This is a genomic window from [Muricauda] lutisoli (nom. illeg.) (assembly GCF_017313105.1).
GTDB classification, from domain to species: domain Bacteria; phylum Bacteroidota; class Bacteroidia; order Flavobacteriales; family Flavobacteriaceae; genus Flagellimonas; species Flagellimonas lutisoli.
On sequence record NZ_JAFLND010000005.1, the window covers coordinates 1 to 25,334 of the forward strand.

Sequence of the window (25,334 nt, forward strand, 5' to 3'; positions counted from 1 at the left end):
TATTAATTCTACGCTGTCGTTACAATATGTATATGAACTTCTTCTCTTATATTTTACTTCCGAAATCATCCTCTCGGCCCCTCGGAAGCGCCCTGCCTTATCAGCTAAGCGGGTGCAAATATAGAGAGGTTTAAATGATCTCACAAAACAATTTTGCAATTTTTTTTAAAAAAATTACATTTCATTGATTTACAGACTTTTAATATAGGAATAATTTTAAATCGAGCCAAAGAACCATCAAAAATATTTTATACATATATATAAGACCCTGATTGATTAGAACTTACAAATACAACCACTTCCTATTGTAAGCATCAAATCAAGATAGTATCTTTGGCACCATCCAAAATAAAGGAGCGTAAATGATTCATATTACATTGCCAGATGGCGCAGTAAAGAAAGTTCCAGAAGGAACTACACCCATGGAGGTTGCTAAAAGCATCAGTGAAGGTTTAGCTAGAAATGTTATTTCGGCAAAATTCAACGACACCACCGTTGAAACTGTTACACCTTTAAAGGAGAACGGTACCCTTACCTTATATACTTGGAAAGATGATGAAGGCAAAAAAGCTTTTTGGCACTCGACTTCGCATGTAGTGGCACAGGCATTGGAGGAACTCTATCCTGGAATTAAACTCACTATTGGCCCCGCCATTGAGAACGGTTTTTATTATGATGTTGATTTTGGAGACCAGTCCATTTCCGAAAAGGATTTTCCAAAAATTGAGAAAAAAGCTTTGGAGATCGCTCGCGGCAAACATGACTACAATATGCGAAGTGTTTCAAAAGCCGATGCGCTTTCCTATTATAAGGAACAAGGCAATGAATATAAGGTTGAACTCATCGAAAACCTTGATGACGGTACCATTACCTTTTGCGACCACAGCACTTTTACCGATCTATGCCGTGGTGGACACATTCCAAACACGGGAATCATAAAAGCTATCAAATTGTTGAGTGTTGCCGGTGCCTACTGGAGAGGTGACGAAAACAATACACAGTTGACGCGTGTTTATGGCATTTCCTTTCCAAAACAAAAGGAACTCACCGAATACTTGCAGCTTTTGGAAGAGGCCAAGAAAAGAGACCATAGAAAACTGGGCAAGGAATTAGAGCTTTTCACTTTCTCGCAAAAAGTAGGACAAGGTCTTCCTTTGTGGTTGCCCAATGGTGCCGCTCTACGAGAGCGCTTGGAACAATTCCTAAAGAAAGCACAGAAGAAAGCAGGCTACGAAATGGTGGTTACCCCCCACATTGGTCAAAAGGAACTATACGTTACCTCGGGCCACTATGCCAAATACGGAGAAGATAGCTTTCAGCCCATCCACACGCCCAAAGAGGACGAAGAGTTCCTGTTGAAACCTATGAACTGTCCGCACCATTGCGAGATATACAACAGTCATCCGTTCAGCTATAAAGATTTACCAAAGCGATATGCTGAATTCGGTACCGTATACAGATATGAACAAAGTGGAGAGTTACATGGTCTTACCAGAGTAAGAGGATTCACTCAAGACGATGCCCACATTTTTTGCACCACGGAACAATTGAACGACGAGTTCAAAAATGTAATTGACCTTACACTATATGTATTGAACTCGCTAGGCTTTGAAGATTTTACTGCCCAGGTATCTGTAAGGGATTTGGAAAACCCTGACAAATACATTGGCAACACGGACGACTGGGAAAAAGCCGAGCAGGCCATCATAAACGCTGCTGAAGAAAAATGCTTGAACTACGTGGTTGAGAGTGGTGAGGCTGCTTTTTACGGCCCCAAGTTGGATTTTATGATCAAGGATGCCCTTGGAAGAAACTGGCAATTGGGAACCATTCAGGTGGATTACAACCTACCCAAGCGTTTCGACCTCACCTATAAAGGAAGTGACAATGAGCTGCACAGGCCCGTGATGATTCACCGTGCGCCTTTTGGAAGCATGGAACGATTCGTGGCTTTATTATTGGAGCATACTGGCGGGAACTTCCCATTGTGGTTGATTCCAACCCAGGCTATCGTTCTGCCCGTCAGTGAGAAACACGAAAAATATGCGGAAAAAGTTTTGAATTCGTTAGAAAATCACGAAATTCGCGCGCTCATTGATAAGAGGAACGAGACGGTAGGGAAAAAAATCCGTGAGGCAGAACTCAAGAAAATCCCTTTCATGATTATTGTCGGGGAACAGGAAGAAGAGTCTGCGACCATTTCTGTAAGGCGACATGGAGGTGAAGATTTGGGCAGTTTAAGCGTAGATGCATTTTCAGACTTGGTAACTACTGAAATAAATAGTACCTTAAAGTCGTTCTAAGAAATTAAGTTTAATTAAAAAGTTTACGTCATAGCAATTAGAAGAAGATTTAGACCCCAACCAAGGAGGGAAAATAAAAACCCTCACAACATCAATGAGAAAATAAAAGCCCGAGAAGTAAGGCTTGTCGGCGATAATGTTGAAATGGGTGTTTATCCCATTTCCAAAGCAAGGGATATAGCCAACGAACAGGAGTTGGATTTGGTGGAAATTTCCCCAAAAGCCGATCCACCTGTTTGCAAGGTGATGGATTATAAAAAGTTTCTTTACGAACAAAAGAAACGTGACAAGGCCATGAAGGCCAAGGCGAGTAAAGTTGTCGTAAAGGAAATAAGGTTTGGACCACAAACTGATGACCATGATTATGAATTCAAGAAAAGACATGCAGAGAAATTCTTGAAAGATGGTGCCAAACTTAAAGCCTATGTGTTCTTTAAGGGACGATCTATCGTTTACAAAGATCAAGGCGAAATATTACTGTTAAGACTGGCCCAAGAGCTCGAAGAGCTAGGGAAAGTTGAACAGATGCCTAAATTGGAAGGCAAGCGTATGACCATGTTCATCGCACCCAAGACAAATAAAAAATAAAAACTGAACCCTGGTTCGGTATAATAAGCGGAGTTAAATACTAGGAAAATGCCTAAGATGAAAACAAAATCCAGTGCCAAAAAGCGTTTTAAGCTTACAGGAACTGGTAAAATCAAAAGAAAGCACGCTTTTAAGAGTCACATTCTGACAAAAAAGTCTAAAAAGCGTAAGCTAAAGTTGACACATTCCACTTTGGTTCACAAGGCGGATGAGGACAACATCAAAGAACAATTGCGTTTAAAATAATTGTTCACCGGTACATTATTTATTAACCATGGAGTCGGGCTCATAAAAGTTCTCAATAATTGAGACGCCTGCTACAAAAAAATGACACATTATGCCAAGATCAGTAAATTCAGTTGCTTCAAGAGCTAGAAGAAAAAAAGTGATGAAGCAAGCCAAAGGTTACTTTGGAAGACGTAAAAACGTTTGGACAGTAGCCAAAAATGCGGTAGAAAAAGCAATGCTTTATGCTTACCGCGATAGAAGAAACAAAAAGCGTACTTTCCGCTCTTTATGGATTACCCGTATTAATGCTGGAGCCAGGATGCACGGAATGTCTTACTCTCAATTTATGGGGAAGGTAAAAGCCAATGGAATTGAACTTAACAGAAAAGTTCTCGCCGATTTGGCCATGAACCATCCAGATGCTTTTAAAGCAATTGTTGAGAAAGTAAAGTAAAAAGCTAATATAAACTTACCCCGCTTATTTGGATCCCGCCTTGTGCGGGATCTTTTATTTTAGGGTCTTCAAGGATGTAAATTTACAACTGATCTCTAGCTTACGACTTTTCCACTATTGACCATAAGCGGTTAACACCAACTTTCTTCCCGAGGCATGGTTTCTATGTTCGCACAGGTAAATACCTTGCCATATTCCCATGTTCAATTTCCCCTTTGTTATGGGTATCTGAACAGAAGCACCCATCAACGAAGCTTTTATATGGGCGGGCATATCATCCGGCCCTTCATAGTTATGCACATAATAGGGCGCATCTTCAGGCACCATTTTGTTAATGTGGCTCTCGAAATCCGTTCTCACCGTTGGATCGGCATTTTCATTGATCGTTAAACTGGCCGAAGTATGCTTAATAAACACCTGTAAAAAGCCTGTATTCATCTTTCGGAGTTCTGGCATCGCATCCAAAACAGTATCTGTAATCAAATGGAACCCTCTGGAGTACGACCGTAATTGTATTTCTTTCTGATAAAAATTCATGTAAAAAACATTCTTTGACCTCAAATTAATATAAAGTTTACCAAAACAAGGAACCATTTCCATGAATAACAAATAACTTTGCAGCTTAATTAGTTGGAATGGACCTATCACAAATAAAAATGGTGGTTACCGATATGGATGGAACACTTTTGAATTCCAAACATGAAGTAAGCTCCCGATTTTTTGAAATCTACGAAGAACTCAAAAAGAAAAACATTGCCTTTGTTGCCGCCAGTGGAAGACAGTACCACAGCATGGTGGACAAATTGGAGTCCATCAAAAATGAGATTTTGGTCATTGCGGAGAACGGTGCCCTGATCAAGAAACAAGAGGAAACCTTACTTACAACCCCTATCAATACATCCGAGGTGCATCGAATTTTGGACACTGTGCGTCCACTGGAAAATGTACATCCTGTATTGTGCTGCCAAAACAATGCATTTGTAGGCGGGGACTCCAATGAGTTTATTGATATGCTTAAAGAATACTATTCCGAATTCGAGATCGTTGAAGATCAAAAGCAAGTGGATGCGGAGGTGCTCAAAATAGCCATTTACCATTTTGAAAATTCTGAAAAACACATTTATCCCAACGTGAAACACCTGGAAGGTGACCTAAAAGTAAAAGTATCAGGGGCCAATTGGGTTGATGTATCCGATTTGAATGCGCATAAAGGATACGCCCTAAAAAAAGTGATGGACGAATTTCAGATTGCATCGCATGAGATTATGGTCTTTGGGGATTACAACAACGATCTGGAAATGCTAGAGCTGTCCGATTACAGTTTTGCCATGGCCAACGCGCACCCCAATGTGCTGAAAACCGCCAAATACACCACCCGCAGCAACGATGAATTTGGTGTGGAACGAATATTGGAAAAGTTGCTTTAGTTTCGAAACAATATTCCATACCTATCCCCTGAGTAATTTGCTTTCGTAAAATTTGTACCTTAAAGGACAAACTATAAAAGCAACACTATGGCACCTTTAAAAAAAGAAGACATTAAACAAGAGGTCTTTGACCTTTATGATAAATATGCCCACAACCAGATAGACCGTAGGGAGTTTATGGAAAAGCTTTCCGTGTATGCCGTTGGCGGCATTACTATGGCTTCGTTGATGAGCTTTATTATGCCCAATTACAAGGATACACTCACCGTATCGCCCAATGACCCGGAACTGGACTCCAAATTCATCACATACAACTCTCCAAAAGGTGGTGGTGAAATCAAAGGCTTGCTGTCCAAACCAAAAAACAGCACAGGTAAAATGGGCGGTATTGTAGTAGTACATGAAAATCGGGGCCTTAATCCTTACATTGAAGATGTTGGGCGTAGAGCGGCCAAAGCAGGATTCATTTCCTTGGCTCCAGATGCACTTACACCACTTGGAGGATACCCTGGAAACGATGATGACGGCAGAACAATGCAGCGGAAACGAGATCGTAACGAGATGTTGGAAGATTTCATTGCTGCCTACAATTATCTCAAAAACCATGAGGATTGTAACGGTAAAGTAGGTGTTGTAGGTTTCTGTTTTGGTGGATGGATATCGAACATGATGGCCGTAAAAGTTCCAGATTTAGCAGCAGCAGTTCCGTTTTATGGTAGTCAACCCGCAGATGATGAAGTAGCACAGATCAATGCCCCTTTATTAATTCACTATGCGGGATTGGATGAAAGAGTTAATGCTGGTTGGGAAGATTATAAAACTAAACTGAACGAACTCGACAAGGATTATGAAGTGCATTTTTATCCAGATGTCAACCATGGGTTCCACAATAATACAACCCCCCGTTTTGATAAGGCCTCAGCCGATTTGGCTTGGAAAAGGACTATAGATTTCTTTAAGGAGCACTTGAGTTAGGTCTTCTGTTTCTTTTTACGGGCAGCAGGAAACAACACATTGTTCAAGATCAATCGGTACCCAGGTGAAGTGGGGTGGAGTTCCAATTCCGTTTTAGGGTCTCCTACCCTATGCTGATAATCCTCGGGGTCATGACCTCCATAAAAGGTAAAGAATCCTTTGCCTTTAATGCCATGTATGTACCTTGCCTCCCCGTTGATTTTATTCTCACCAAGCACCATTACCGTTGGTTTTACTTGGCTTCGTGTGTATGCTGTGGTCTGACCCATAAACCCCTTCACCAAACTGGTATGGTTTTGTGTCAACATAGTGGGTACAGGGTCCCATTTGGCCGAAAATTCCATCAAAGAGAAATAATCGGATTCTTTGGGCACATTGGCCCTTTTATTGGTCATATCGATGGACGAAAACTCATAGCGGATGGGATTTCTTTCCAAGGTGAAATTGGTAAAAGCGAATGTATTGCTAAAATCCAATTTGGCCTGATAATTCGCATCGGAAGGGTCACCATCGAACATTGGCTCGCAGATATCCACATCTTCGGCAGCCAATGCAATATCAAAACTATCGGTAGCGGAACACATGGCAAACATAAACCCACCACCAATTACATAATTCCTGATTTTTAGGGCTACGGCAAGCTTCTCTTCGGAAACCTTGTCATACCCCAAGCTTTGAGCCAACTCCTCTGCATTGGCCTTTTCCTCAATGTACCATGGAGCTGCTCTGTAATGTCCATAGAAGCGCCCATATTGTCCAGTGAAATCTTCATGATGGAGATGCAGCCAATCATACAAGGCCAACTTATCGCCCAGTACTTCGGTATCATAAATGGTAGTATAGGGAATCTCCGCATAGGTAAGCACCATGGTCACGGCATCGTCCCAAGGCTGGTTTCCTTTTGGGGAATACACCGCAATCTTTGGTGCTTTTTCTAGTATGACGGCATCTTGGTTTTGGGATGGACTACTGATTTCGTCCAGTATTTGAGTCGCCTGTCCGTCGGAAAGTACTTCAAACGAAACACCCCGTATTTGGCACTCCTTGCGAATGGCCTCTCCATCGGGCAATATAAAAGAGCCTCCTCGATAGTTGAGCAGCCATTGCACCTTTTGCTGTTTGGAGAGCACCCAATAGGTTATTCCGTAAGCTTTTAAATGGTTTTTCTGCCCCTCGGCATCCATTGGGATTAGGATAACTGAAGCAAAAGATTGAAAAGTAAGTAGTAAAAAAAATGCTAAAAGCACACCTCTGATTTCTGTTCGAGGTGATAAAAAAGCAATTGTTTTAGAAAGGCACGTCATTATCATCTGGGTCATCGTCACTGTTCATTGCGCTACCAAATGCATCGTCCGTACTCGGAAGATTTGGTGTCGCAAAGGGATTTTCTTCGTCCGCATTCATCTTCGATTGGAATTCGAATGGGGAATCAAAGTCATCCAAGTTATCAAATTTACCCAGAGCACCCACAAATTTTAACCTAATATTTTCCAAACCTCCATTACGGTGTTTGGCCACAATGAACTCTGCTTGACCTTGGGTGGGGGTGCGTTCTTCATCGTCCCACTCATCAATTTTATAATATTCGGGTCTGTAAATGAAAGATACGATATCCGCATCCTGCTCAATGGCCCCTGATTCCCTCAAATCCGAAAGAATAGGTCGCTTACTGCCTCCACGGGTCTCCACAGCCCTCGATAACTGGGACAGTGCAATTACAGGAACATTGAGTTCCTTGGCCAATGCTTTTAGGTTCCTTGAAATAGTTGAAATCTCCTGTTCACGATTCCCTCCTTTTTGACTTCCCCCAGCAGTCATAAGCTGCAAATAATCAATCACAATGAGCTTAATGTCGTGTTGTGAGGCTAAACGTCTTGCTTTGGCCCGAAGGTCAAAAATTGAAAGGGAAGGCGTATCATCAATAAACAAAGGCGCCTTTTCCAAAGTTTTTACTTTAACATTCAACTGTTCCCACTCGTGCTTTTCCAGTTTACCTGTTCTTAATTTTTCCGAGGACAAGCCTGTTTCTGAAGAAATCAAACGGGTAATCAACTGTACAGATGACATTTCCAGGGAGAAAAAGGCAACGGGAATTTCGGAGTTTACAGCGATGTTACGTGCCATGGAAAGGGTCAGTGCGGTTTTACCCATACCCGGACGTGCCGCCACGATGATCAAATCACTGGGCTGCCAACCAGAGGTAAGTTTGTCCAACTTATCAAAACCGGAAGGAATTCCACTCAAGCCCTCTTTATTGGAAATTTCCTCAATGCGTTTTTTGGCCTGAATCACCAAATTTTGGGCAGTCTCAGCAGAACGCTTTAAATTTCCTTGTGTTACTTCGTATAATTTTGCCTCTGCATTGTCCAAAAGGTCAAATACGTCGGTTGCATCACTATAAGCTTCCTCAATAATATCGTTGGATATTTTGATCAAGCTACGCTGAATGTATTTTTGGAGTATGATTCTTGCGTGAAACTCAATATGCGCCGAAGAAGCCACTTTTTGGGTGAGCTTTATCAAATAAAAATCACCTCCTACAGCTTCCAGCTTCCCATCTTTCTTTAATTGGGACGAAACAGTTAATAAATCCACTGGTTCGGAAGATTCGAACAATTTAAAGATGGCTTCGTAAATATATTTATGGGAATCCTTGTAAAAAACGTCTGGGTGAAGAATATCGATCACTTCATCAACGCCTTTTTTGTCAATCATCATAGCACCCAACACAACCTCCTCTAAATCAACGGCTTGAGGCGGTATTTTACCTTTCTCCAGGTTGATAAGTGCAGATTTGTCCACTCGATGTCCAGCAATGGGGCTAGGTTTTTCCATGAATACGAAAGTAGCTAATTAACCTTTAGTTAACTTTAATTTAGACGAACACGATTTCCACAGGTACTCAACAATTTTATTGTTAATAACTTTAATTACCTGTTAATAACATAAAAAAAATCCGGGATATAACCTAACAAAAAAGGTGAGCCCCCAAAAAACAAGAATTATTCACTGAAAACACCCATATTCGCATATTTTTCCATGCGGGATTTCACCAATTCCTTTGGTGATAACTTTTTGAGTTCTTCAAAATGGGAAGAAATTTTGTTAGCGACGGTTTCGAATGTTTTTTCTCTGTTGGAATGAGCACCACCCAAAGGTTCCTTAACGATTTCATCGACCAAACCTTGCTTTTTCATATCGGTAGCGGTCAATTTTAAGGATTCGGCGGCTTGTTCCTTGTATTCCCAACTTCTCCAAAGAATAGATGAGCAGGATTCTGGAGAAATAACAGAGTACCATGTGTTTTCCAACATCAATACCTTATCCCCTACTCCAATACCCAATGCACCACCTGAAGCTCCTTCTCCAATAATAATTACGATAATAGGGACTTTGAGACGGGTCATTTCCAAAATATTACGGGCAATGGCCTCTCCTTGTCCACGTTCCTCGGCTTCAATGCCCGGGTAAGCCCCTGGAGTATCCACAAAGCATACTACGGGAATCTTAAATTTTTCGGCAGACTTCATCAACCGAAGTGCTTTACGGTAACCTTCCGGATTGGCCATACCAAAATTTCGGTACTGACGGGTCTTCGTATTATATCCTTTTTGCTGACCAATGAACATATAGCTTTGGTCACCAATCTTACCCAATCCGCCGACCATGGCCTTATCATCTTTTACATTTCTATCACCGTGGAGCTCAAGAAAGGTGTCTCCACAGATAGCATTGATGTAATCCATGGTATAAGGTCTACTGGGGTGTCTCGACAACTGTACTCTTTGCCAAGCGGTAAGGTTTTTATAGATATCCTTTCGGGTCTGATCCAGTTTTTTCTCGATTTGAGAGCACGTTTCTGTAACGTCTACATCACTTTCTTCCCCGATCACCATACATTTTTGAAGTTGATCTTCAAGTTCTTTGATGGGGAGTTCAAATTCTAGATATTCCATGGGAAGTCTTTTATTTTCACGAAAAACAATGGGGACAAATATATAACATTATGGAATACTCACATGAAATATACAAGTCTTTTAACTTCAACAATATACGCTGTATGTAATGAATCATCGCTTGGCCTTCATAAGCATATAAACGGCAAAAACACCAAAAATGAGATTGGGAATCACCACGGCCAGCAAAGGTGAAAATCCTGATTGCTCGGCCAAGGTTCCAAAAACCTTGTCAAAAAAGATATAGACAAAGGCCACTCCAATACCAAAGGCCAAATTGAGCCCCATACCTCCCCTCCGCTTTACGGAAGATACGGCTACCGCTATTACGGTAAGTATAAATGCTGCTATGGGCAAGGCCCATCTTTTATATTTTACAAGTACGTAGGCGTTTATATTTGATGCACCTTTTCTACGTTGATCTTCGATAAAATCGTTGAGCTCAAATAGGTTCTTGGTCTCTGCCACATAGGAAACCGGGGTAAGATCATCTATTTGAAATGAGAAAACAGTATCCAACCTACGCTTTGCATTGATGTACTCGGTCTCATTTATGACCTCGCGTTTTTTATAGTTGGTAAGCCTATAAATGCTGTCATCTTCTACCCACCTTATGTTACTGGCAGTAATCTTATAATCCAGTTTACCGATAGAGTCGAAATGTTCGTAGGTAAAGTTGTAACCGATCTGACGATTGGGATCAAAACTGCTCACATAGATATAATCCCGCTCGTTCAATTGATTAAAGATATTCTCGGTAACCCTGGTTTGTTTACCTTTTTTAAAATATTTGTACTCAAACTCGTTAAAACCAATACTGGCATGGGGCACTATAAACATCCCCATCATAAAAATAAGTATGGCTACCATGGTGGCCCCAACAAAATAGGGACGTAAGAAACGCCCAAAGGAAACACCTGAACTCAAAATGGCAACAATTTCGGTATTGCTGGCCAGTTTAGAAGTAAAAAATATAATGGATAGGAAAAGGAAAATGGGCAACAATAAATTACCGATCACCAAAGTAAAGTTACCGTAAAAGACAATTACCTCGGCCAATGGGGCCTCGTTGTCAATGATTTTCCCGATTTTTTCCGCCAAGTTGGCCATGATCCCAATAGGCACGAACAACAATAGCATCCCCATAAAGGTGATCAGGTAGCGTTTTAGGATGTATCTATCGAGTATGGTGAACATTACAGTCTTTTATCCATCTGGCTGACCATTCTGGTCTTCCACTCCAAAAAATCTCCGGCTAAAATACGTTCTCTTGCCGTACGCACCAACCATAAATAAAAACCTAGGTTGTGAATGGTGGCAATTTGCTTGCCCAAATATTCATTGGCAGCAAACAAATGTCGCAAATAAGCCTTGGAATATTCTGTATCCACAAAGGTAATCCCCATCTCATCTATTGGGGAAAAATCGTTTTCCCATTTTTTGTTTTTAATGTTGATGGTCCCGTGTGCCGTAAACAACATTCCATTTCTTGCATTACGGGTGGGCATTACACAATCGAACATATCCACACCCAACGCTATATTTTCCAAAATATTGATTGGTGTGCCAACGCCCATTAAATACCTTGGTTTATCCTCCGGTAGAATATCACAGACCAATTCTGCCATTTCGTACATTTCCTCTGCTGGCTCTCCTACCGATAGGCCGCCAATGGCATTACCCTCAGCTTCTACAGATGCTATATATTCTGCGGATTGTTTTCTCAAATCCTTATATGTAGAGCCTTGTACGATCGGGAAGAAACTTTGTGAATAATCATAGGTATACGGCAGTTTTTCCAAATGATTGATACATCGGTCCAACCATCGATGCGTCATGTGCATGGAACGCTTTGCATATTGGTAGTCGCATGGATAAGGCGTACACTCATCAAAGGCCATAATAATATCAGCACCTATTGTGCGCTGAACCTCCATTACATTTTCTGGTGTGAAAAGATGACGGGACCCATCGATATGGGATTTAAACCTTACTCCCTCCTCCTTGATCTTTCTGTTATCCGAAAGGGAGTATACCTGATAACCGCCACTGTCTGTCAAAATAGGACGGTCCCAATTCATGAATTTATGTAATCCACCGGCCTCCTGTAAGATTCCCGTTTTTGGTCTTAAAAACAGGTGGTATGTATTGCCCAGAATAATGTCCGGGTCAATCTCATCCCTCAACTCTCTTTGGTGCACCCCTTTTACGGAAGCTACTGTGCCAACCGGCATAAATATAGGGGTCTGTACAGTGCCATGGTCGGTGGTTAGCTCCCCCGCCCTAGCCTTACTTTTACTATCCTTTTGTACTAAGGTAAAATCCAATTGTTCGTTTTAGAACCGCAAATATAACCAACTCTGTTTCGTTGATCCTTAACAAAAAAATAAAGTTTCCAATGTTAAATCATTTAATAAATGTATATTTAACACTTGTTTTCGAACAATAATGCAATTACATTTGATATCTAAATTAGACACACAATGCCGAACACGCAAGAATTACAAGACCTGGTAGTACAGGTAAGAAGGGACATTTTACGAATGGTCCACAAGGTTAATTCGGGGCATCCAGGGGGCTCCTTGGGTTGTACCGAGTTCTTTGTAGCACTCTACAACGAGATCATGGATTTAAAGGATGGGTTTGACATGGATGGAATTGGGGAAGACCTCTTTTTCCTTTCCAATGGCCATATTTCTCCTGTATTTTACAGTGTTTTAGCGAGAAAAGGATATTTCCCGATCGAAGAGCTGAACACGTTTAGGCTGATCGATTCCAGGTTACAGGGACACCCGACCACCCACGAAGGATTGCCAGGAGTTCGAGTGGCTTCCGGTTCTTTGGGACAAGGAATGTCCGTTGCGATTGGTGCTGCCCTTGCCAAAAAATTGAACGGAGATGATCATTTAGTATTCAGTCTCCATGGAGATGGTGAATTACAAGAGGGACAAAACTGGGAGGCCATAATGTATGCGGCTGGTAACAATGTGGACAATTTGATCGCCACTGTGGACAGAAATGGCCAACAAATCGATGGTGCAACAAAAGATGTGCTTCCTCTTGGTGATGTAGGCGAAAAATTTAAGGTATTTGGATGGGATGTTCTGGAAATTGAGGACGGTAACGATTTGGAACAGGTAATTGCCGGTTTAAATGAAGCCAAGAGCAGAACAGGCAAAGGAAAACCTGTTTGTATCATCATGAAGACCGAAATGGGCAATGGTGTAGACTTTATGATGCATACCCACGCATGGCACGGTAAAGCCCCAAGCGATGAGCAATTGGCCACTGCATTGGAGCAAAATCCAGAGACTTTAGGCGATTACTAATCATAGAAAAAGAGAAAATGACAAAATATACAGATCAAGGAAAACAAGATACTCGAAGCGGATATGGCGCAGGAATGACGGAATTGGGGAGGACCAACCCTAATGTAGTGTCGCTTTGTGCCGACTTGGTAGGCTCCTTAAAGATTGACACTTTTATTGAAGAAAACCCCGAGCGTTTCTTTCAAGTTGGTATTGCAGAAGCCAATATGATGGGCATTGCTGCCGGTCTGACCATTGGTGGGAAAATCCCGTTTGCATCAACTTTTGCAAACTTTGCAACTGGGCGTGTTTACGATCAAATTCGTCAATCCATTGCGTATTCCGATAAAAACGTGAAAATATGTGCCTCCCACTCTGGTTTAACTCTTGGAGAAGACGGTGCCACACACCAAATCTTGGAAGATATCGGTTTAATGAAAATGTTACCAGGAATGACGGTCATCAACACATGTGACTTTAACCAGACCAAAGCCGCAACATTGGCCATAGCCGAGCACCATGGTCCGGTTTATTTGCGTTTTGGAAGACCTAAAGTGGCCAATTTTACTCCGGTAGACCAAAAATTTGAAATTGGTAAGGCCCTTATGCTCAATAAAGGTACTGATGTAACCATTTTGGCCACAGGTCATTTGGTATGGCAGGCCCTCTTGGCCGCGGAAAGTTTGGAAAACCAAGGTATTTCAGCAGAAGTAATCGATATCCATACCATTAAACCTTTGGATAGTAAGGCCATTTTGGATTCTGTGAAGAAAACAGGATGTGTGGTAACCGCAGAAGAACACAATTACTTAGGAGGACTAGGTGAAAGCGTGGCCCGTGTACTGGCCACCCACCACCCTACCCCTCAAGAGTTTGTGGCAACAAAAGACACTTTTGGTGAAAGCGGAACCCCAGAGCAACTTATGGAGAAGTACGGCCTGAACAATAAAGCCATTGAAGAGGCCGTTTTAAAAGTGTTGAAACGTAAATAGTTTCGATAAAATATCCCTTAGGGATATTTTGCAATCTTTTAAAAAAACAACACTTATGAAAAAAACTTTTCTAGTAGCTGTATTTGCCTTGATCGGTGCTGCAGCAATGGCCCAAAGTGGTTCTGGTTTCGGTGTAAAGGCCGGTCTATCGTACAACAAGAACGGTGATCTGATCCAATCAGTCAGCGAAGGTGGAAGTGATATTACCAAAGGAGCCGAAGGTAAAACAGGTTACCATTTTGGTTTTTGGGGCAAATTGGACTTCCCCAAAATTTATCTAAGACCTGAATTGGTGTATTCCAAAACCAAAAGTTCCTACGATATAGAAGGCGACTCACAGGATTACGATGTTTCCAAATTGGATATGCCCGTACTTTTAGGATATAAGCTTATTGGGCCTCTGCACATTTTTGCAGGTCCTGCTTTTCAGTATACCTTGAACAATGATTTGGGCGATCTACAGGTCGAAGATGTGAAGAACGACTTTACGGTAGGTCTTAATGCAGGTGTAGGTGTCAACCTTGGTAAATTAGGTTTGGACGTAAGATATGAAAGAGGTTTCTCGGAGAACGAAGCCGAATTTATCGATACCAATGTCGCCAATGTTGAAGGAAGGGTGGATTCGCGACCTTCGCAAATTATATTTGCACTTTCGCTTAAATTATAAGCTTTTGATCATAACAAATAAAAAAGCCCAGCTACTAGTGTAGCTGGGCTTTTTTTATCTATGTTTTTTTTCTAATTGGAATCAGGGTCCAAATAATCAGGAATACCATCACCATCTGAATCAGGAAAAGGGGTGATTATATTTCCGTTATCATCGGATATTTCATTTCTTGTAGAAACCCCATCTCCATCATCATCGGCGTCCCTAAAGTTTGCGAGCGGGTTAAAAGGTTCCTCTTCCAAATCGGTATTATCATCAAACAAGTATTCATTTCCGTTTAAATCCTCTTCAATGGAAGGAATCCCATCATTGTCCCTATCTGTGTTTTCAACATAAAGGCCTAACTCCACTTTAAACAATAAAGGAGAGTAAGAGGGTATCAGTGCAGACCCCGAACTATTAAAATAACCTAAACCTGATGGTATCACAATAATTCCCATTCCACTATTGGTCACACTATAGGTCCCGTCCGCATTTTCCACTACTTGGTCCGAAGTTCCCGCTTTTAGTTTAGAAATTCCGCTACCGTATCCACGCACCGTGAAAGGAAGCTCTTGCCATGTAAAGTCTTGGCTTTCATCAAACAATGTTCCATCCAATAAAGAACCTTGATATCTTACCAAAGTGGAATCCCCAATGGTCGGGCTACCTCCCCCACCTTCTTTAACCTCAATATAATAGTAGGTATGGGCTATGTCTTCCTCTCCCGCTTCCAGATTCAAATAAGCTGAAGACACGTTCAAGGTAACAGGAACAGCATCTTCCATCATAGGTCTTTTGTCCGCATTATCACCTGCTATGGTATCGATAACAATCTTATAGTCAAAACCTTCAGGAAGGTTTGCAAAGTCTTCATAATTATAAAAATGCGTATTTAAAAACTCTTTGATCGTAGCATCGTCTTCTGGTGCCACATCGCTCAATAAGCTTGGTGGTATCACAACAACATCGTTGTCATCATCCTTTTTACACGATAAGAGTGTGACCGCAAAACATAAAAAAACTAAAATTCCGTACCTCATCAAGTCTGATATTTAGGCGCGCAAGATACAATTTTCCGTTATTTTTGCTTTGTCCATTAACAAAGAATTGCGAAGACCATGCGAATAGACAAGTACCTTTGGTGCATCAGATACTTTAAAACTCGGAGCATTGCATCCAATGCGGTAAAAAAAGGACATGTGAAAGTAAATGGAAGTGCTGTTAAACCTTCACGTGATGTATATCCCATGGACAAAATAATGGTTCGAAAAAACCAAATTGAATACCAACTAACCGTTTTGGACATTCCAGAAAGCCGCGTAGGGGCAAAATTGGTGGATATCTACAGAAAAGACACGACCCCCAAGGAAGCCTTTGAACATACCGAGTTGCTACAGTATGCCAAAAAGCATTATCGGAAAAAAGGGTTGGGACGGCCTACAAAGAAAGATCGTCGTGATTTGGACGATTATTTGGACGAACCGGAATAAACTGTTTTTATATCTTTGAAGCAAGCATCTAAAACTATGATAAACCGCATTCTTACCCACGACCAAATACAGCACATTGCCAAGCGAATCGCTTACCAAATCTATGAGACCAATGTGGACGAAAAGGAAATTGTGGTTGCTGGAATAAAAGGAAGTGGAGAAAGCTTTGCCAAGAAGATAATTACGGTTTTAAAAAAAATTACAGACGCCGAGATTATTTTGTGCAAAGTGGATATGGACAAGAAGAATCCTTTGGAAAGTGGGGTAAAAACCTCTCTTTCGAGGGAGGACTATGAAAACAAATCCATTGTATTGGTAGACGATGTGTTGAATTCGGGAACCACATTGATCTATGGCACCCATCACTTTCTTAAATCCCCGATAAAACAATTAAAAACGGCGGTACTGGTAAATAGAAATCATAAAAAGTACCCCATTAAAGCCGATTTTAAAGGAATATCGCTGTCAACATCGTTAAGCGAACATATTAAGGTGGATTTTGAACCGAAGAACAATGCGGTGTACCTAGAGTAACTCCTTTATTTTTTCAACAACGGTTTCGGCATCTGTTCCGTTGCAGTCCAATATATGTTTTGCCTGCATATAGTATGGTCTACGCTCAAAAAGGTGTTTTCCTATGAACTCTGGTAATTCCTTATCGGAAATGTTTTTCACCAAAGGACGATTTTCTTTCTCCTTTGAAATTCGGTCCAATAAATTCGGGATACTTAAATCCAGATAAATAGAATGATCGGCTTCGTCCAATATTATAGTCATATTGGTTCCGTAACATGGCGTCCCCCCTCCTGTGGAAATCACAAGTGATTCTTCTTTTCCCAGCACCTCATTTAGCATTTGATGCTCCAACTTTCTGAAAAAAATTTCACCTTTTTCTGAAAATATGGTTTTGATGGATTTTTTTTGATGCTCCTCTATATAATCATCCAAATCGATAAACCGAATCCCTAATTGCCTGGCCAACAATCGTCCAACAGTTGACTTCCCACTTGCCATATATCCTACTAAAACAATTTTCATCTTTGAGAATTTTATCCGATTTCAAAAAAACACAAATTTATCATTAATTCACCTTGGAAAATAGATTATTGATGTTATATTTGCACCCGCTTAGCCAAACAGCTAAGCACAAAGTGGAGACCTGATAGCTCAGTTGGTAGAGCATCTCCCTTTTAAGGAGAGGGTCCTGGGTTCGAGCCCCAGTCAGGTCACTTTTTAAGAAACCATATGATATCAAAATCCTGTAATCTAACTGATTTACAGGATTTTGCATTTTTTGGCATATCATTTAATTTGATATAAAATGGTTTAAAAGAGTTCACAAATCGTCAACATAGGATTTTTAAATCGTCAACATGAAATTTTGGCATTTAAAATCGGACGATTTGACTGTATGGTTGATTTGACTTTCGTAGCAGATTGTTTAACCAAAAACCTTTCTCTATGAGATCGACCAGCACATTTTCCATCCTTTTTTGGCAATACGCCCAACGAGCGGACGCCAATAATCAGGCCAATCTTTATGCACGAATCAGCCTCAACGGCAAAAAGGCCAATATCAGCCTTAAGAAAAAACTGGATGTCAGCCAATGGGATTCCAAAAAACAACGGGCCAAAGGCACCAAAACATCCGCCAGGTACTTGAACGAATACCTCGAAGAGGTCAGAATGGAAATTTTCCAACTGTACCGAGAACTGAAAGCGGCCCATGGCCTGGTAACGGTCGAAAAAATAAAGTCCCATTATCTAGGTGAAAACAAAAAGATATATTACTTGAGCGAGGTCTTTGATTTCCACAATGAGACCAACAAGGAAAAATTGGCTCCCAAAACTCTTTGCCACTATAGGACCAATCAAAAATATGTTCTCGAGTTCATCAAGGAACAATACCATAAAAACGATTATCCGTTACATGAACTTGACTATCCTTTCATCTTGAGATTGGAAAGCTTCCTGCGTTCCTACGATCCTAAAAAGCATTACAGGAAGTCCATTGCCAACAATGCGGTGATGAAACATATCCAGCGTTTTAGAAAACAAATAAAGTTGGCCGTTGAACTGGATTGGCTGAAAGATGACCCTTTTAAAAAATTCAAGCCTAAAATGGAAAAAAGGCAAAGGGAATTTTTGACCGAGGAAGATCTTCAGAAAATTGTTCAATTGAAAGTCACTTGCGAGCGACTTGAAATCGTAAAAGACCTTTTCATTTTTAGTTGCTACACCGGAATCCCCTATGGGGATATCATACAGCTTACCCATACAAATCTGGTCATAGGGATTGACGGTAACAAATGGATAACGGCAAAGCGAAACAAAAATGGGATTCCCTATGAACTCCCCTTATTGGATATCCCTCTTTCACTAATAAATAAATACTTTGGACATGCTAGAACAAAAGCAACGGGCACTTTACTGCCAAAAATATCCAACCAAAAATTAAACAGTTACCTAAAAGAAATAGCAGACCTGTGCAAAATCAAAAAAAATCTGACTTTCCATATGGCTCGTCATACCTTTGCAACAACGGTAACGTTATCTAACGGTGTTCCCATTGAGACAGTATCAAAAATGCTCGGCCATACCAAATTGGCCACGACTCAGATTTATGCGCGGGTTATTGAAAAGAAAGTAAGCAATGATATGCAACTACTTAGATCCAAACTAAAAGATCAAAGTACCCAACTAAAATAGAAAAGTGTCAGGATAAAAATAACGCAAGTCCAAATCTTACCCCAACTTTTGCGCGTGGTTCCTGTTTCAATTTTATAGCGTTCGTGAAGATTAGCGTGGAGTAAAATTGAAATAGGGTGCAATGACCTATTTACAATAATTAAAGACTTTAATGTTCCATCTTATTGAACACGGCTATTTATGTTTTCTTTGCATTGCAAAGAAAATATGAAGAGCAAGAGGATAGCGTGCTGACGCAACGCTATTGATTCATTTTCCTTTGGAAAAGCCCGTATTTATGGGGTTTTGTAAAATGCCGGTTATTGTCGTTTGAATCATTTTTAGCTTAAAAATGCTCTCAGCCCAATGAAACCAACGAATTTTTAGCTTAAAAACTGAACTTTGGTGCTTTCAATGAAGGTATCTTTTCTTCTTAATTTATGATTGTAATGATTCTTGGAACAATCGCCTTTTTAATGGAAAAAGCTGTTCAGCCCAGTAAAACTGACAAATTATTAATGGAAAAATGGGTTTCAAGAAGTCTTACAGGTCAAATTTTACCTCGCTCAGTAGTATTAGTTTTTGTAAGATTTGGGGCTTGCAGCACTCCACTTCGTTGCGTTCGCCTTTGTTTCGAATATCATTATGAACCAGGCGATTTTAAGGCACCGTTTTATTGAACTTTCAGTGTAAAACGAGTCCACTGGTATGTTAAAGTTCATTTCCCCGTACTAAATAAATAGTTTACATTCTACCGTTTATTTAAACTTTCAGGTTATGGTTTTTGGATATGCACGGGTGAGTACCATGGAACAAAGTTTGGACCTTAAATTGGATGCACTGCTCAAAGAAGGGATTCCACAAAAGAACATTTACACAGATAAAGTATCAAGCACCAAGGAAGTGCGGAAGAGCTTGAGCAAACTTTTAAAATATGTGAGGGACGGAGACACCATTGTGGTCTGGAAACTTGATCGGTTGGCAAGGAGCTTGATCCATTTCACCAATCTAATGGCAAAGTTGAAGGAAAAGGGAGTTCGATTTAGGAGCATTACCGAACCTTTCATAGATACTACGGAGAAGTCTTCCCATTCAGAATTCATCATTAACATATTTGCTGCCTTGGCACAATTGGAAAGGGACATCATTATAGAAAGGACTAAAGCAGGGTTGGAATCTGCAAGACGAAGAGGGAAGATTTTGGGAGCCCCAAAGGGGTTAAGTAAGAAAAATCAACAAAAAGCTGTACTTTGTGAGGAGTATTTCAATGAAGGTATAGTGACGGTAACTGAAATATGCGAACGATTGAACATTTCAAGAGCCACTTATTACAAATATTTAAGGCCAAGGGGGCTTTCGGGAAAGTTGAGATCGTATAATAGATGAATCAATACATCGATTTTATTTCAATTTGGGGTTTATATATGTAATTTACATCCCAACAACCTAAGTTGTTGAAAATGAAACAATAACTATCAAGAACAAAATTGGAAAGAATGAAATCAAACAACAAACTTTTGGGACTGGGCATTTTGACAGCGATTACCGCTTCGCTTTGTTGTATAACCCCTGTTTTGGCTTTATTGGCAGGAACAAGTGGAATTGCTTCGACTTTCTCATGGCTAGACCCCTTAAGACCATATTTGATCGGATTTACGGTATTGGTTCTTGGATTTGCTTGGTATCAGAAATTGAAACCCTCAAAAGAAGTGGACTGTAATTGCGAAAATGAGGAAAACCCAAGGTTTATTCAGAGCAAAAAGTTTTTAGGGATAGTAACATTGTTTGCAATTGTGATGCTTGCATTCCCATCATATGCCCACGTTTTTTATCCCAAAGCGGAAAAACAGATAATGGTGTTTGACAACTCGAAAATAAAAACCATTGAGTTTAAAATCAGTGGAATGACCTGCGCAGGCTGTGAAGAGCATGTTACCCACAAAGTGAACAAACTTTCAGGTGTTGTTAAATCAACTGCCTCCTTTGAGAATGGAAACGCAATTATTGAGTTTGATAATTCGAAAACGGACATCATGGAAATCGAAACCGCAATCAATGGAACAGGATATTCAGTGACTGACAAAATTGAAAATTAAAATGGAAGTCATTCTACAATCAACCATCACTTGCCCAAATTGTGGGCACAAAAAAGAAGAAACAATGCCCATGGACGCATGCCAATTCTTTTACGAATGTGAAAATTGTAAGCAAGTCCTAAGACCAAAACAAGGAGATTGCTGTGTGTTTTGTAGTTATGGAACCGTAAAATGTCCACCTATACAGAAAGGATCTAGCTGCTGTTCTTGATTTATAAACCAAAAGCAAACAACACGTTATTCTATTTTAATAAAAGAGGATAAAGTTCAAATAAACGATTTCAAACAGGTATTTTGTCGAAAACAGTTGGGACATACAGCAAATCGATTAAATATTTACGTTATTCAAAGCAAATAATGGAATATTAATGAGGGGGAAATTACTACTTCAAATTTTATTTTTTTTGGGGTTTTTAAAACTGGCGGGGCAATGTCCCGCTGAAAATGTCACTCTATCATCTCAAACTGATATTGATGATTTTCGGGTTACCTATCCCACCTGTGAAATCATTAACGGGGATTTGATTCTGAGGGGATCGGACATTTTGGATATTTCCACACTATCTGGACTTACGGAAATCGATGGAGATTTAATCGTTGAAAATACGAGTTTGGAGAATCTCACCGCTTTTAGTGGTCTTATACGTGTGGGTGGGAATATTATCGTGGAAGCGAATGACGATTTACTACTTGTTGATTTTGGAAATCTCAACTCTTTTCAAGGAGGTCTATCAATATCTCGTAACGATGAACTAAGAACAATCCTGGGTTTTAATGATGTTCGATGTGTGGGTTTTTTGCAAATTGGCAACAATTGGAACTTGTTAAGCATTCCAACTTTTCCAAATCTTTTGACAACGGGAGCGTTCAGCATAACAGAGAATGAATCATTGATTTCATTTGATGGTTTTGACAACTTGCAACGTACCGATATGTTCCAAATACATGGGAATGATTCATTAACGGCCATTCCAGGATTTGATTCATTGCTCAGCACGAGTCATTTCTATATTAGTTACAATAGCCGTTTGGAAAATATTTCTGGCTTTATCAATCTTTTTAGGACAGAAGGATTACATTTTATGGGCAATGGTTCTGGAAATCCTGTTACCATCCCTTCTTTTGACGCCCTCTTGGAGGCAGACTATATCATGTTGTACCAGCATAACATGGTGGGGATCCGTGGATTTACCAATATTACCCATATAAAGCGTCATCTTCATATTTTCAATGTGGCAATTACTGAAATAACAGGTTTTAACAAACTTGTTGACGTAGGTGAAATACGTATTGCCGATAATGACCAACTGGTAACCATAGATGCATTTCAAAATGTCAAACATTTAGAGGGGAAATTGGATATTTTCTCCAATAATAAGTTGATTTATATCAACGGATTGCAAAAGGTTGAAAGTATAGGTTGGGATATTCAAATAAGTGGAAACCCACTTTTGACCAATCTTGATTTTTTGGGTAGTTTAATGCGAGCAGGGACAACATTGCCAGGTGTTAATCGTGTTGTCATTACTTTGAACGATTCACTTTCTGATTGCAGTGCCATAAGTACTTTTCTGGAATTTGGAGAATTGCCTGATAAAGTTGATATATTTCAGAATCCCATGGGTTGCGGCAGCCGGGATGAAATTATTGCGAATGCCGATGCGGATGGTGATGGTGTGCTGAATTCAATTGATTTAGATGATGATAATGATGGTATCCTAGATCTGGAGGAAAATGGAGGGGTGCCGGACCTAGACACCGACGGTGATTTGATACCTGACCATTTAGACCTGGATAGTGACAATGATGGATGCCAAGATGTATTGGAAGCTGGATTTTCCGACCCTGACGGCAACGGTACTTTAGGCAACTTGCCGGATCGTGTGGATGACTTGGGACGAATAACCGGAGAACCTGATGGTTATTCCGCACCTCTGGATATGGATGGGATTGGTCCACCAGATTTTCAAGAAGTACTTTTAACTCCAATTTTCAACAATCAACCGGTTTCAACTACCATTTCTTCAGGAAACCAAGCCATGTTCGATGTATCAGTACAACAAGGTGGTTCGTTTCAATGGCAGGTAAGTATAGATAATGGGGATTCTTGGTCAAATATTTCTGATGATTTTTATTATCAGGGTTCTTCGTCTGAGCATCTGGTCATTTCCAACACCCCTATTTCATTCAATAAGAATTTATATCGGCTTTTGGCAGTTAACCCCACGTCAACTTGTTCTACACCAGTTCAATCTGAAATTGTCAGGTTATTTGTAGAACTGGAACAAGTAACGGAAGCTGGAACCGACGCTATGGTCTCGATATGTAAGAGTGATGCACCGATCGATCTTTTTGCCCAGCTGGGTGGGAACCCATCTAGCGGTGGGGTATGGACCCCGGCTTTGTCCGGTGGCAACGGCATTTTTGACCCAGCTGTTGATTTGCCTGGCACCTATCGATATACTTTGGTTGACATGAATTGCAACAGTGCATATGCTGAAGTTTCTGTTACTTTAAATGATGCGCTTCTGGCAGGTCTGGACAATTCATTGGAACTTTGTTCCAATGGGTCCCCAGTTTCCTTGTTTGATTATTTATTGGGGACCCCCGATAGTGGTGGCACTTGGTCTCCTAGCTTAACTTCAGATAACGGCACATTTGACCCCATGTTGGACACACCTGGATTATACACCTATACAGTTGAAAACGGACTATGCCCAAATGACTCGGCAAGCATTGAAGTAAGTGTTATTACCGAGATACCCGATGCAGGTGAAGATGGGGTTGCCGATTTTTGTTCAAATACTTCTACAAGGAACCTTTTTGATTTTTTAAATGGTCAACCCGACCCTGGTGGAGTTTGGTCCCCAGAGCTCTCCTCAGGAAGCGGCTGGTTCGATCCTGCTGTGGATGAACCTGGGGAATACATTTATACGGTCGGAATTGAATGCCAATCCAATAGCGCTATGGTTCAGGTTTCTATTTCGTCACCTTCCGATGCAGGAGAAGATAGCAATCTCTTGATTTGTGCAGATGATGCTCCAATAGACTTATTCAATATCATTGGTGGCACTCCTCAGGAGGGAGGCATTTGGTCACCCGCCCTAAGCAGTGGAACAGGTATTTTCGACCCATCGGTTGATTTTGAGGGTGAATATGTATACACAGTGTCAAATTCAATTTGTGGCGATACTTCCAGTACCGTATATGTTTCAATTGCCAATCAAATGGATGCTGGCATCGATGGGGAAATTACCCTGTGCGATGACGGCGATCCAATAAGCCTTTTCCAAGTTTTGGGAGGAACACCCGATGTCGGTGGAGAATGGATTCCATCTCTTAACAATGATAATGGAATCTTTGACCCATCTTTGGATTCTCCAGGCACCTATACTTATCTCTTGGGACAAGGACAGTGTGAAGTATATTCAGAAGTGAGAGTTACATTGACCTCACCTTCAAGTGTTGGTGAAGATGGTTCTCTTATGATATGTAGAAATGAAGGTATGGTCAATTTATTGGAACGCATGGACGGTAGCCCGTCAGATATTGGTAATTGGTCCCCCGCTCTGTCAAGTGGCGGTCATTTTTTTGACCCTCAATTGGATTCTCCTGGATTATATACCTATAGCATTACCGATGAAACCTGTGGTACATTTTCCTCCACAATTAGTATAGAAGTAATCGAAGCTGTCCCCATCCAAAACTATACGATAGAAGCATCTGGATGGTCAAATCAGAATTCCATCGTAATTAATATTACACCAGAATCCAATTATCTGTACAGCCTTGACGGCGGTATTTTTCAACAGAATCCAGTTTTTGAAAATTTGTTTCCCGGCAAACACACCATTGAAGTTCAAGAAATAAATGGATGCGGTGTCTTGTTTGAAAGTGTTTACATTCTCGATTATCCTCGTTTTTTCACTCCAAATGCAGATGGCAATAATGATTCATGGCAACTTTTAGGGATTACAAATGAAGATTACAAAGTATATGTCTTTGATCGGTATGGTAAATTATTGAAGGAATTGAGTCCATCTGATCCAATTTGGGACGGTACTTATCGCAATCGCAAATTGCCTGCCAGTGATTACTGGTTTCGAGTAAGGTTTGATCGAGGAAACTCTCAACAAGGCCATTTTAGCTTAATACGTTGATAGTATTTTTTATTAGTTCG

At 40.6% G+C, this 25,334-nt stretch carries 24 protein-coding genes and 1 tRNA gene; 17 read left to right on the top strand and 8 right to left on the bottom strand.

All coding sequences use genetic code 11. The features are described from left to right. Positions 1-362: 362 nt before the first annotated feature. The 4 genes from thrS to rplT all read left to right on the top strand — a co-directional run bounded on the left by thrS (position 363) and on the right by rplT (position 3,573). Positions 363-2,303, top strand: a complete 1,941-nt coding sequence (thrS, locus tag J0X13_RS15030) for a threonine--tRNA ligase (RefSeq protein WP_207072209.1) — start codon at positions 363-365, stop codon at positions 2,301-2,303. Positions 2,304-2,339: 36 nt separating this feature from the next. Beyond that, entirely contained in the window at positions 2,340-2,891 is a 552-nt protein-coding gene (infC, locus tag J0X13_RS15035; protein WP_313786738.1) for a translation initiation factor IF-3, read from the top strand. A gap of 48 nt (positions 2,892-2,939) precedes the next feature. Next, on the top strand, positions 2,940-3,137 hold the full coding sequence (rpmI, locus tag J0X13_RS15040) for a 50S ribosomal protein L35 (RefSeq protein ID WP_014033572.1): 198 nt from the start codon (positions 2,940-2,942) through the stop codon (positions 3,135-3,137). A gap of 91 nt (positions 3,138-3,228) precedes the next feature. Beyond that, positions 3,229-3,573 (top strand): 50S ribosomal protein L20, encoded by a 345-nt coding sequence (rplT, locus tag J0X13_RS15045; RefSeq protein WP_014033571.1) that lies wholly within the window; start codon positions 3,229-3,231, stop codon positions 3,571-3,573. Positions 3,574-3,687: 114 nt separating this feature from the next. Here rplT and J0X13_RS15050 read toward each other — a convergent pair whose 3' ends face one another. Then, entirely contained in the window at positions 3,688-4,110 is a 423-nt protein-coding gene (locus J0X13_RS15050; protein ID WP_207072210.1) for a secondary thiamine-phosphate synthase enzyme YjbQ, read from the bottom strand. 98 nt (positions 4,111-4,208) lie between these two features. On the opposite strand from J0X13_RS15050, the gene J0X13_RS15055 reads away from it, so the two are divergent. Together J0X13_RS15055 and J0X13_RS15060 are read left to right on the top strand one after the other, a co-directional pair. Beyond that, positions 4,209-5,000 carry an HAD family hydrolase gene (locus J0X13_RS15055; protein ID WP_207072211.1) on the top strand — a complete coding sequence of 264 codons (792 nt, stop codon included), beginning with the start codon at positions 4,209-4,211 and terminating at the stop codon, positions 4,998-5,000. Between the two features lie 87 nt (positions 5,001-5,087). Then, on the top strand, positions 5,088-5,975 hold the full coding sequence (locus J0X13_RS15060; protein ID WP_207072212.1) for a dienelactone hydrolase family protein: 888 nt from the start codon (positions 5,088-5,090) through the stop codon (positions 5,973-5,975). Here J0X13_RS15060 and J0X13_RS15065 read toward each other — a convergent pair. The 5 genes from J0X13_RS15065 to tgt form a co-directional block, all read right to left on the bottom strand. Next, on the bottom strand, positions 5,972-7,279 hold the full coding sequence (locus tag J0X13_RS15065) for an asparagine synthetase B (RefSeq protein WP_242535758.1): 1,308 nt from the start codon (positions 7,277-7,279) through the stop codon (positions 5,972-5,974). The two genes, J0X13_RS15060 and J0X13_RS15065, sit on opposite strands and share 4 nt — an antisense overlap. After that, positions 7,263-8,810 carry a replicative DNA helicase gene (gene dnaB / locus J0X13_RS15070; RefSeq protein ID WP_207029633.1) on the bottom strand — a complete coding sequence of 516 codons (1,548 nt, stop codon included), beginning with the start codon at positions 8,808-8,810 and terminating at the stop codon, positions 7,263-7,265. The genes J0X13_RS15065 and dnaB overlap by 17 nt, the downstream gene beginning before the upstream one ends. Before the next feature lie 167 nt (positions 8,811-8,977). Continuing rightward, on the bottom strand, positions 8,978-9,931 hold the full coding sequence (locus J0X13_RS15075; RefSeq protein ID WP_207072214.1) for an acetyl-CoA carboxylase carboxyltransferase subunit alpha: 954 nt from the start codon (positions 9,929-9,931) through the stop codon (positions 8,978-8,980). Between the two features lie 114 nt (positions 9,932-10,045). Next, complete coding sequence (locus J0X13_RS15080) at positions 10,046-11,128, bottom strand: LptF/LptG family permease (RefSeq protein WP_207072215.1); 1,083 nt, start codon at positions 11,126-11,128, stop codon at positions 10,046-10,048. Next, complete coding sequence (gene tgt / locus J0X13_RS15085; protein WP_207072216.1) at positions 11,128-12,258, bottom strand: tRNA guanosine(34) transglycosylase Tgt; 1,131 nt, start codon at positions 12,256-12,258, stop codon at positions 11,128-11,130. The genes J0X13_RS15080 and tgt overlap by 1 nt, the downstream gene beginning before the upstream one ends. A gap of 156 nt (positions 12,259-12,414) precedes the next feature. On the opposite strand from tgt, the gene J0X13_RS15090 reads away from it, so the two are divergent. Genes J0X13_RS15090 through J0X13_RS15100 form a run of 3 tightly spaced genes read left to right on the top strand, consistent with a single transcriptional unit; the run spans position 12,415 to position 14,898 of the window. Next, complete coding sequence (locus J0X13_RS15090; RefSeq protein WP_207072217.1) at positions 12,415-13,260, top strand: transketolase; 846 nt, start codon at positions 12,415-12,417, stop codon at positions 13,258-13,260. A 17-nt stretch (positions 13,261-13,277) separates the two neighbouring features. Then, a complete protein-coding gene (locus tag J0X13_RS15095) occupies positions 13,278-14,231 on the top strand; it encodes a transketolase family protein (protein ID WP_207072218.1) in 954 nt (317 codons plus the stop codon). A gap of 55 nt (positions 14,232-14,286) precedes the next feature. Further along, positions 14,287-14,898, top strand: a complete 612-nt coding sequence (locus tag J0X13_RS15100; protein WP_207072219.1) for an outer membrane beta-barrel protein — start codon at positions 14,287-14,289, stop codon at positions 14,896-14,898. A 71-nt stretch (positions 14,899-14,969) separates the two neighbouring features. Here J0X13_RS15100 and J0X13_RS15105 read toward each other — a convergent pair whose 3' ends face one another. Continuing rightward, positions 14,970-15,920, bottom strand: coding sequence for an FKBP-type peptidyl-prolyl cis-trans isomerase (locus J0X13_RS15105; protein ID WP_207072220.1), 951 nt, complete (start codon positions 15,918-15,920; stop codon positions 14,970-14,972). 78 nt (positions 15,921-15,998) lie between these two features. Here J0X13_RS15105 and J0X13_RS15110 point away from each other — a divergent pair, with 78 nt between their 5' ends. Then, positions 15,999-16,370: an RNA-binding S4 domain-containing protein gene (locus J0X13_RS15110; protein ID WP_207072221.1), complete on the top strand. Its 372-nt coding sequence runs from the start codon at positions 15,999-16,001 to the stop codon at positions 16,368-16,370. A 36-nt stretch (positions 16,371-16,406) separates the two neighbouring features. After that, positions 16,407-16,904, top strand: coding sequence for a phosphoribosyltransferase family protein (locus tag J0X13_RS15115; protein WP_207072222.1), 498 nt, complete (start codon positions 16,407-16,409; stop codon positions 16,902-16,904). On the opposite strand, the gene J0X13_RS15120 is transcribed toward J0X13_RS15115, so the two are convergent. Then, a complete protein-coding gene (locus J0X13_RS15120; protein ID WP_207072223.1) occupies positions 16,896-17,408 on the bottom strand; it encodes a shikimate kinase in 513 nt (170 codons plus the stop codon). The genes J0X13_RS15115 and J0X13_RS15120 overlap by 9 nt on opposite strands. Positions 17,409-17,526: 118 nt before the next feature. Between J0X13_RS15120 and J0X13_RS15125 the strand changes: the two genes are divergently transcribed. From J0X13_RS15125 to J0X13_RS15145, 6 genes are all read left to right on the top strand, one after another. Beyond that, positions 17,527-17,599: transfer RNA gene (locus tag J0X13_RS15125), tRNA-Lys, on the top strand. Between the two features lie 232 nt (positions 17,600-17,831). Then, the gene (locus tag J0X13_RS15130; RefSeq protein ID WP_207072224.1) at positions 17,832-19,079 is read left to right on the top strand and encodes a site-specific integrase; all 1,248 of its coding nucleotides are present in this window, start codon (positions 17,832-17,834) and stop codon (positions 19,077-19,079) included. A 756-nt stretch (positions 19,080-19,835) separates the two neighbouring features. Continuing rightward, positions 19,836-20,444, top strand: coding sequence for a recombinase family protein (locus tag J0X13_RS15135; RefSeq protein ID WP_207072225.1), 609 nt, complete (start codon positions 19,836-19,838; stop codon positions 20,442-20,444). Positions 20,445-20,554: 110 nt separating this feature from the next. Beyond that, positions 20,555-21,154: a mercuric transport protein MerTP gene (gene merTP / locus J0X13_RS15140; RefSeq protein ID WP_207072226.1), complete on the top strand. Its 600-nt coding sequence runs from the start codon at positions 20,555-20,557 to the stop codon at positions 21,152-21,154. Between the two features lies 1 nt (position 21,155). Further along, the gene (locus J0X13_RS15645) at positions 21,156-21,365 is read left to right on the top strand and encodes a GDCCVxC domain-containing (seleno)protein (protein WP_242535759.1); all 210 of its coding nucleotides are present in this window, start codon (positions 21,156-21,158) and stop codon (positions 21,363-21,365) included. Positions 21,366-21,558: 193 nt separating this feature from the next. Next, entirely contained in the window at positions 21,559-25,314 is a 3,756-nt protein-coding gene (locus J0X13_RS15145; RefSeq protein ID WP_207072227.1) for a T9SS type B sorting domain-containing protein, read from the top strand. Positions 25,315-25,334: the final 20 nt, after the last annotated feature.

Bases quoted from the DNA above. Each gene is read 5' to 3' on its own strand.
- merTP (WP_207072226.1), top strand. From the start codon at position 20,555: ATGAAATCAAACAACAAACTTTTGGGACTGGGCATTTTGACAGCGATT.
- J0X13_RS15645 (WP_242535759.1), top strand. From the start codon at position 21,156: ATGGAAGTCATTCTACAATCAACCATCACTTGCCCAAATTGTGGGCAC.
- J0X13_RS15120 (WP_207072223.1), bottom strand. From the start codon at position 17,408: ATGAAAATTGTTTTAGTAGGATATATGGCAAGTGGGAAGTCAACTGTT.
- J0X13_RS15080 (WP_207072215.1), bottom strand. From the start codon at position 11,128: ATGTTCACCATACTCGATAGATACATCCTAAAACGCTACCTGATCACC.
- J0X13_RS15065 (WP_242535758.1), bottom strand. From the start codon at position 7,279: ATGACGTGCCTTTCTAAAACAATTGCTTTTTTATCACCTCGAACAGAA.
- J0X13_RS15130 (WP_207072224.1), top strand. From the start codon at position 17,832: ATGAGATCGACCAGCACATTTTCCATCCTTTTTTGGCAATACGCCCAA.
- J0X13_RS15075 (WP_207072214.1), bottom strand. From the start codon at position 9,931: ATGGAATATCTAGAATTTGAACTCCCCATCAAAGAACTTGAAGATCAA.
- J0X13_RS15115 (WP_207072222.1), top strand. From the start codon at position 16,407: ATGATAAACCGCATTCTTACCCACGACCAAATACAGCACATTGCCAAG.
- J0X13_RS15110 (WP_207072221.1), top strand. From the start codon at position 15,999: ATGCGAATAGACAAGTACCTTTGGTGCATCAGATACTTTAAAACTCGG.
- J0X13_RS15060 (WP_207072212.1), top strand. From the start codon at position 5,088: ATGGCACCTTTAAAAAAAGAAGACATTAAACAAGAGGTCTTTGACCTT.
- J0X13_RS15095 (WP_207072218.1), top strand. From the start codon at position 13,278: ATGACAAAATATACAGATCAAGGAAAACAAGATACTCGAAGCGGATAT.
- rpmI (WP_014033572.1), top strand. From the start codon at position 2,940: ATGCCTAAGATGAAAACAAAATCCAGTGCCAAAAAGCGTTTTAAGCTT.
- J0X13_RS15050 (WP_207072210.1), bottom strand. From the start codon at position 4,110: ATGAATTTTTATCAGAAAGAAATACAATTACGGTCGTACTCCAGAGGG.
- J0X13_RS15100 (WP_207072219.1), top strand. From the start codon at position 14,287: ATGAAAAAAACTTTTCTAGTAGCTGTATTTGCCTTGATCGGTGCTGCA.
- J0X13_RS15090 (WP_207072217.1), top strand. From the start codon at position 12,415: ATGCCGAACACGCAAGAATTACAAGACCTGGTAGTACAGGTAAGAAGG.
- dnaB (WP_207029633.1), bottom strand. From the start codon at position 8,810: ATGGAAAAACCTAGCCCCATTGCTGGACATCGAGTGGACAAATCTGCA.
- J0X13_RS15055 (WP_207072211.1), top strand. From the start codon at position 4,209: ATGGACCTATCACAAATAAAAATGGTGGTTACCGATATGGATGGAACA.
- thrS (WP_207072209.1), top strand. From the start codon at position 363: ATGATTCATATTACATTGCCAGATGGCGCAGTAAAGAAAGTTCCAGAA.
- J0X13_RS15105 (WP_207072220.1), bottom strand. From the start codon at position 15,920: ATGAGGTACGGAATTTTAGTTTTTTTATGTTTTGCGGTCACACTCTTA.
- rplT (WP_014033571.1), top strand. From the start codon at position 3,229: ATGCCAAGATCAGTAAATTCAGTTGCTTCAAGAGCTAGAAGAAAAAAA.
- J0X13_RS15135 (WP_207072225.1), top strand. From the start codon at position 19,836: ATGGTTTTTGGATATGCACGGGTGAGTACCATGGAACAAAGTTTGGAC.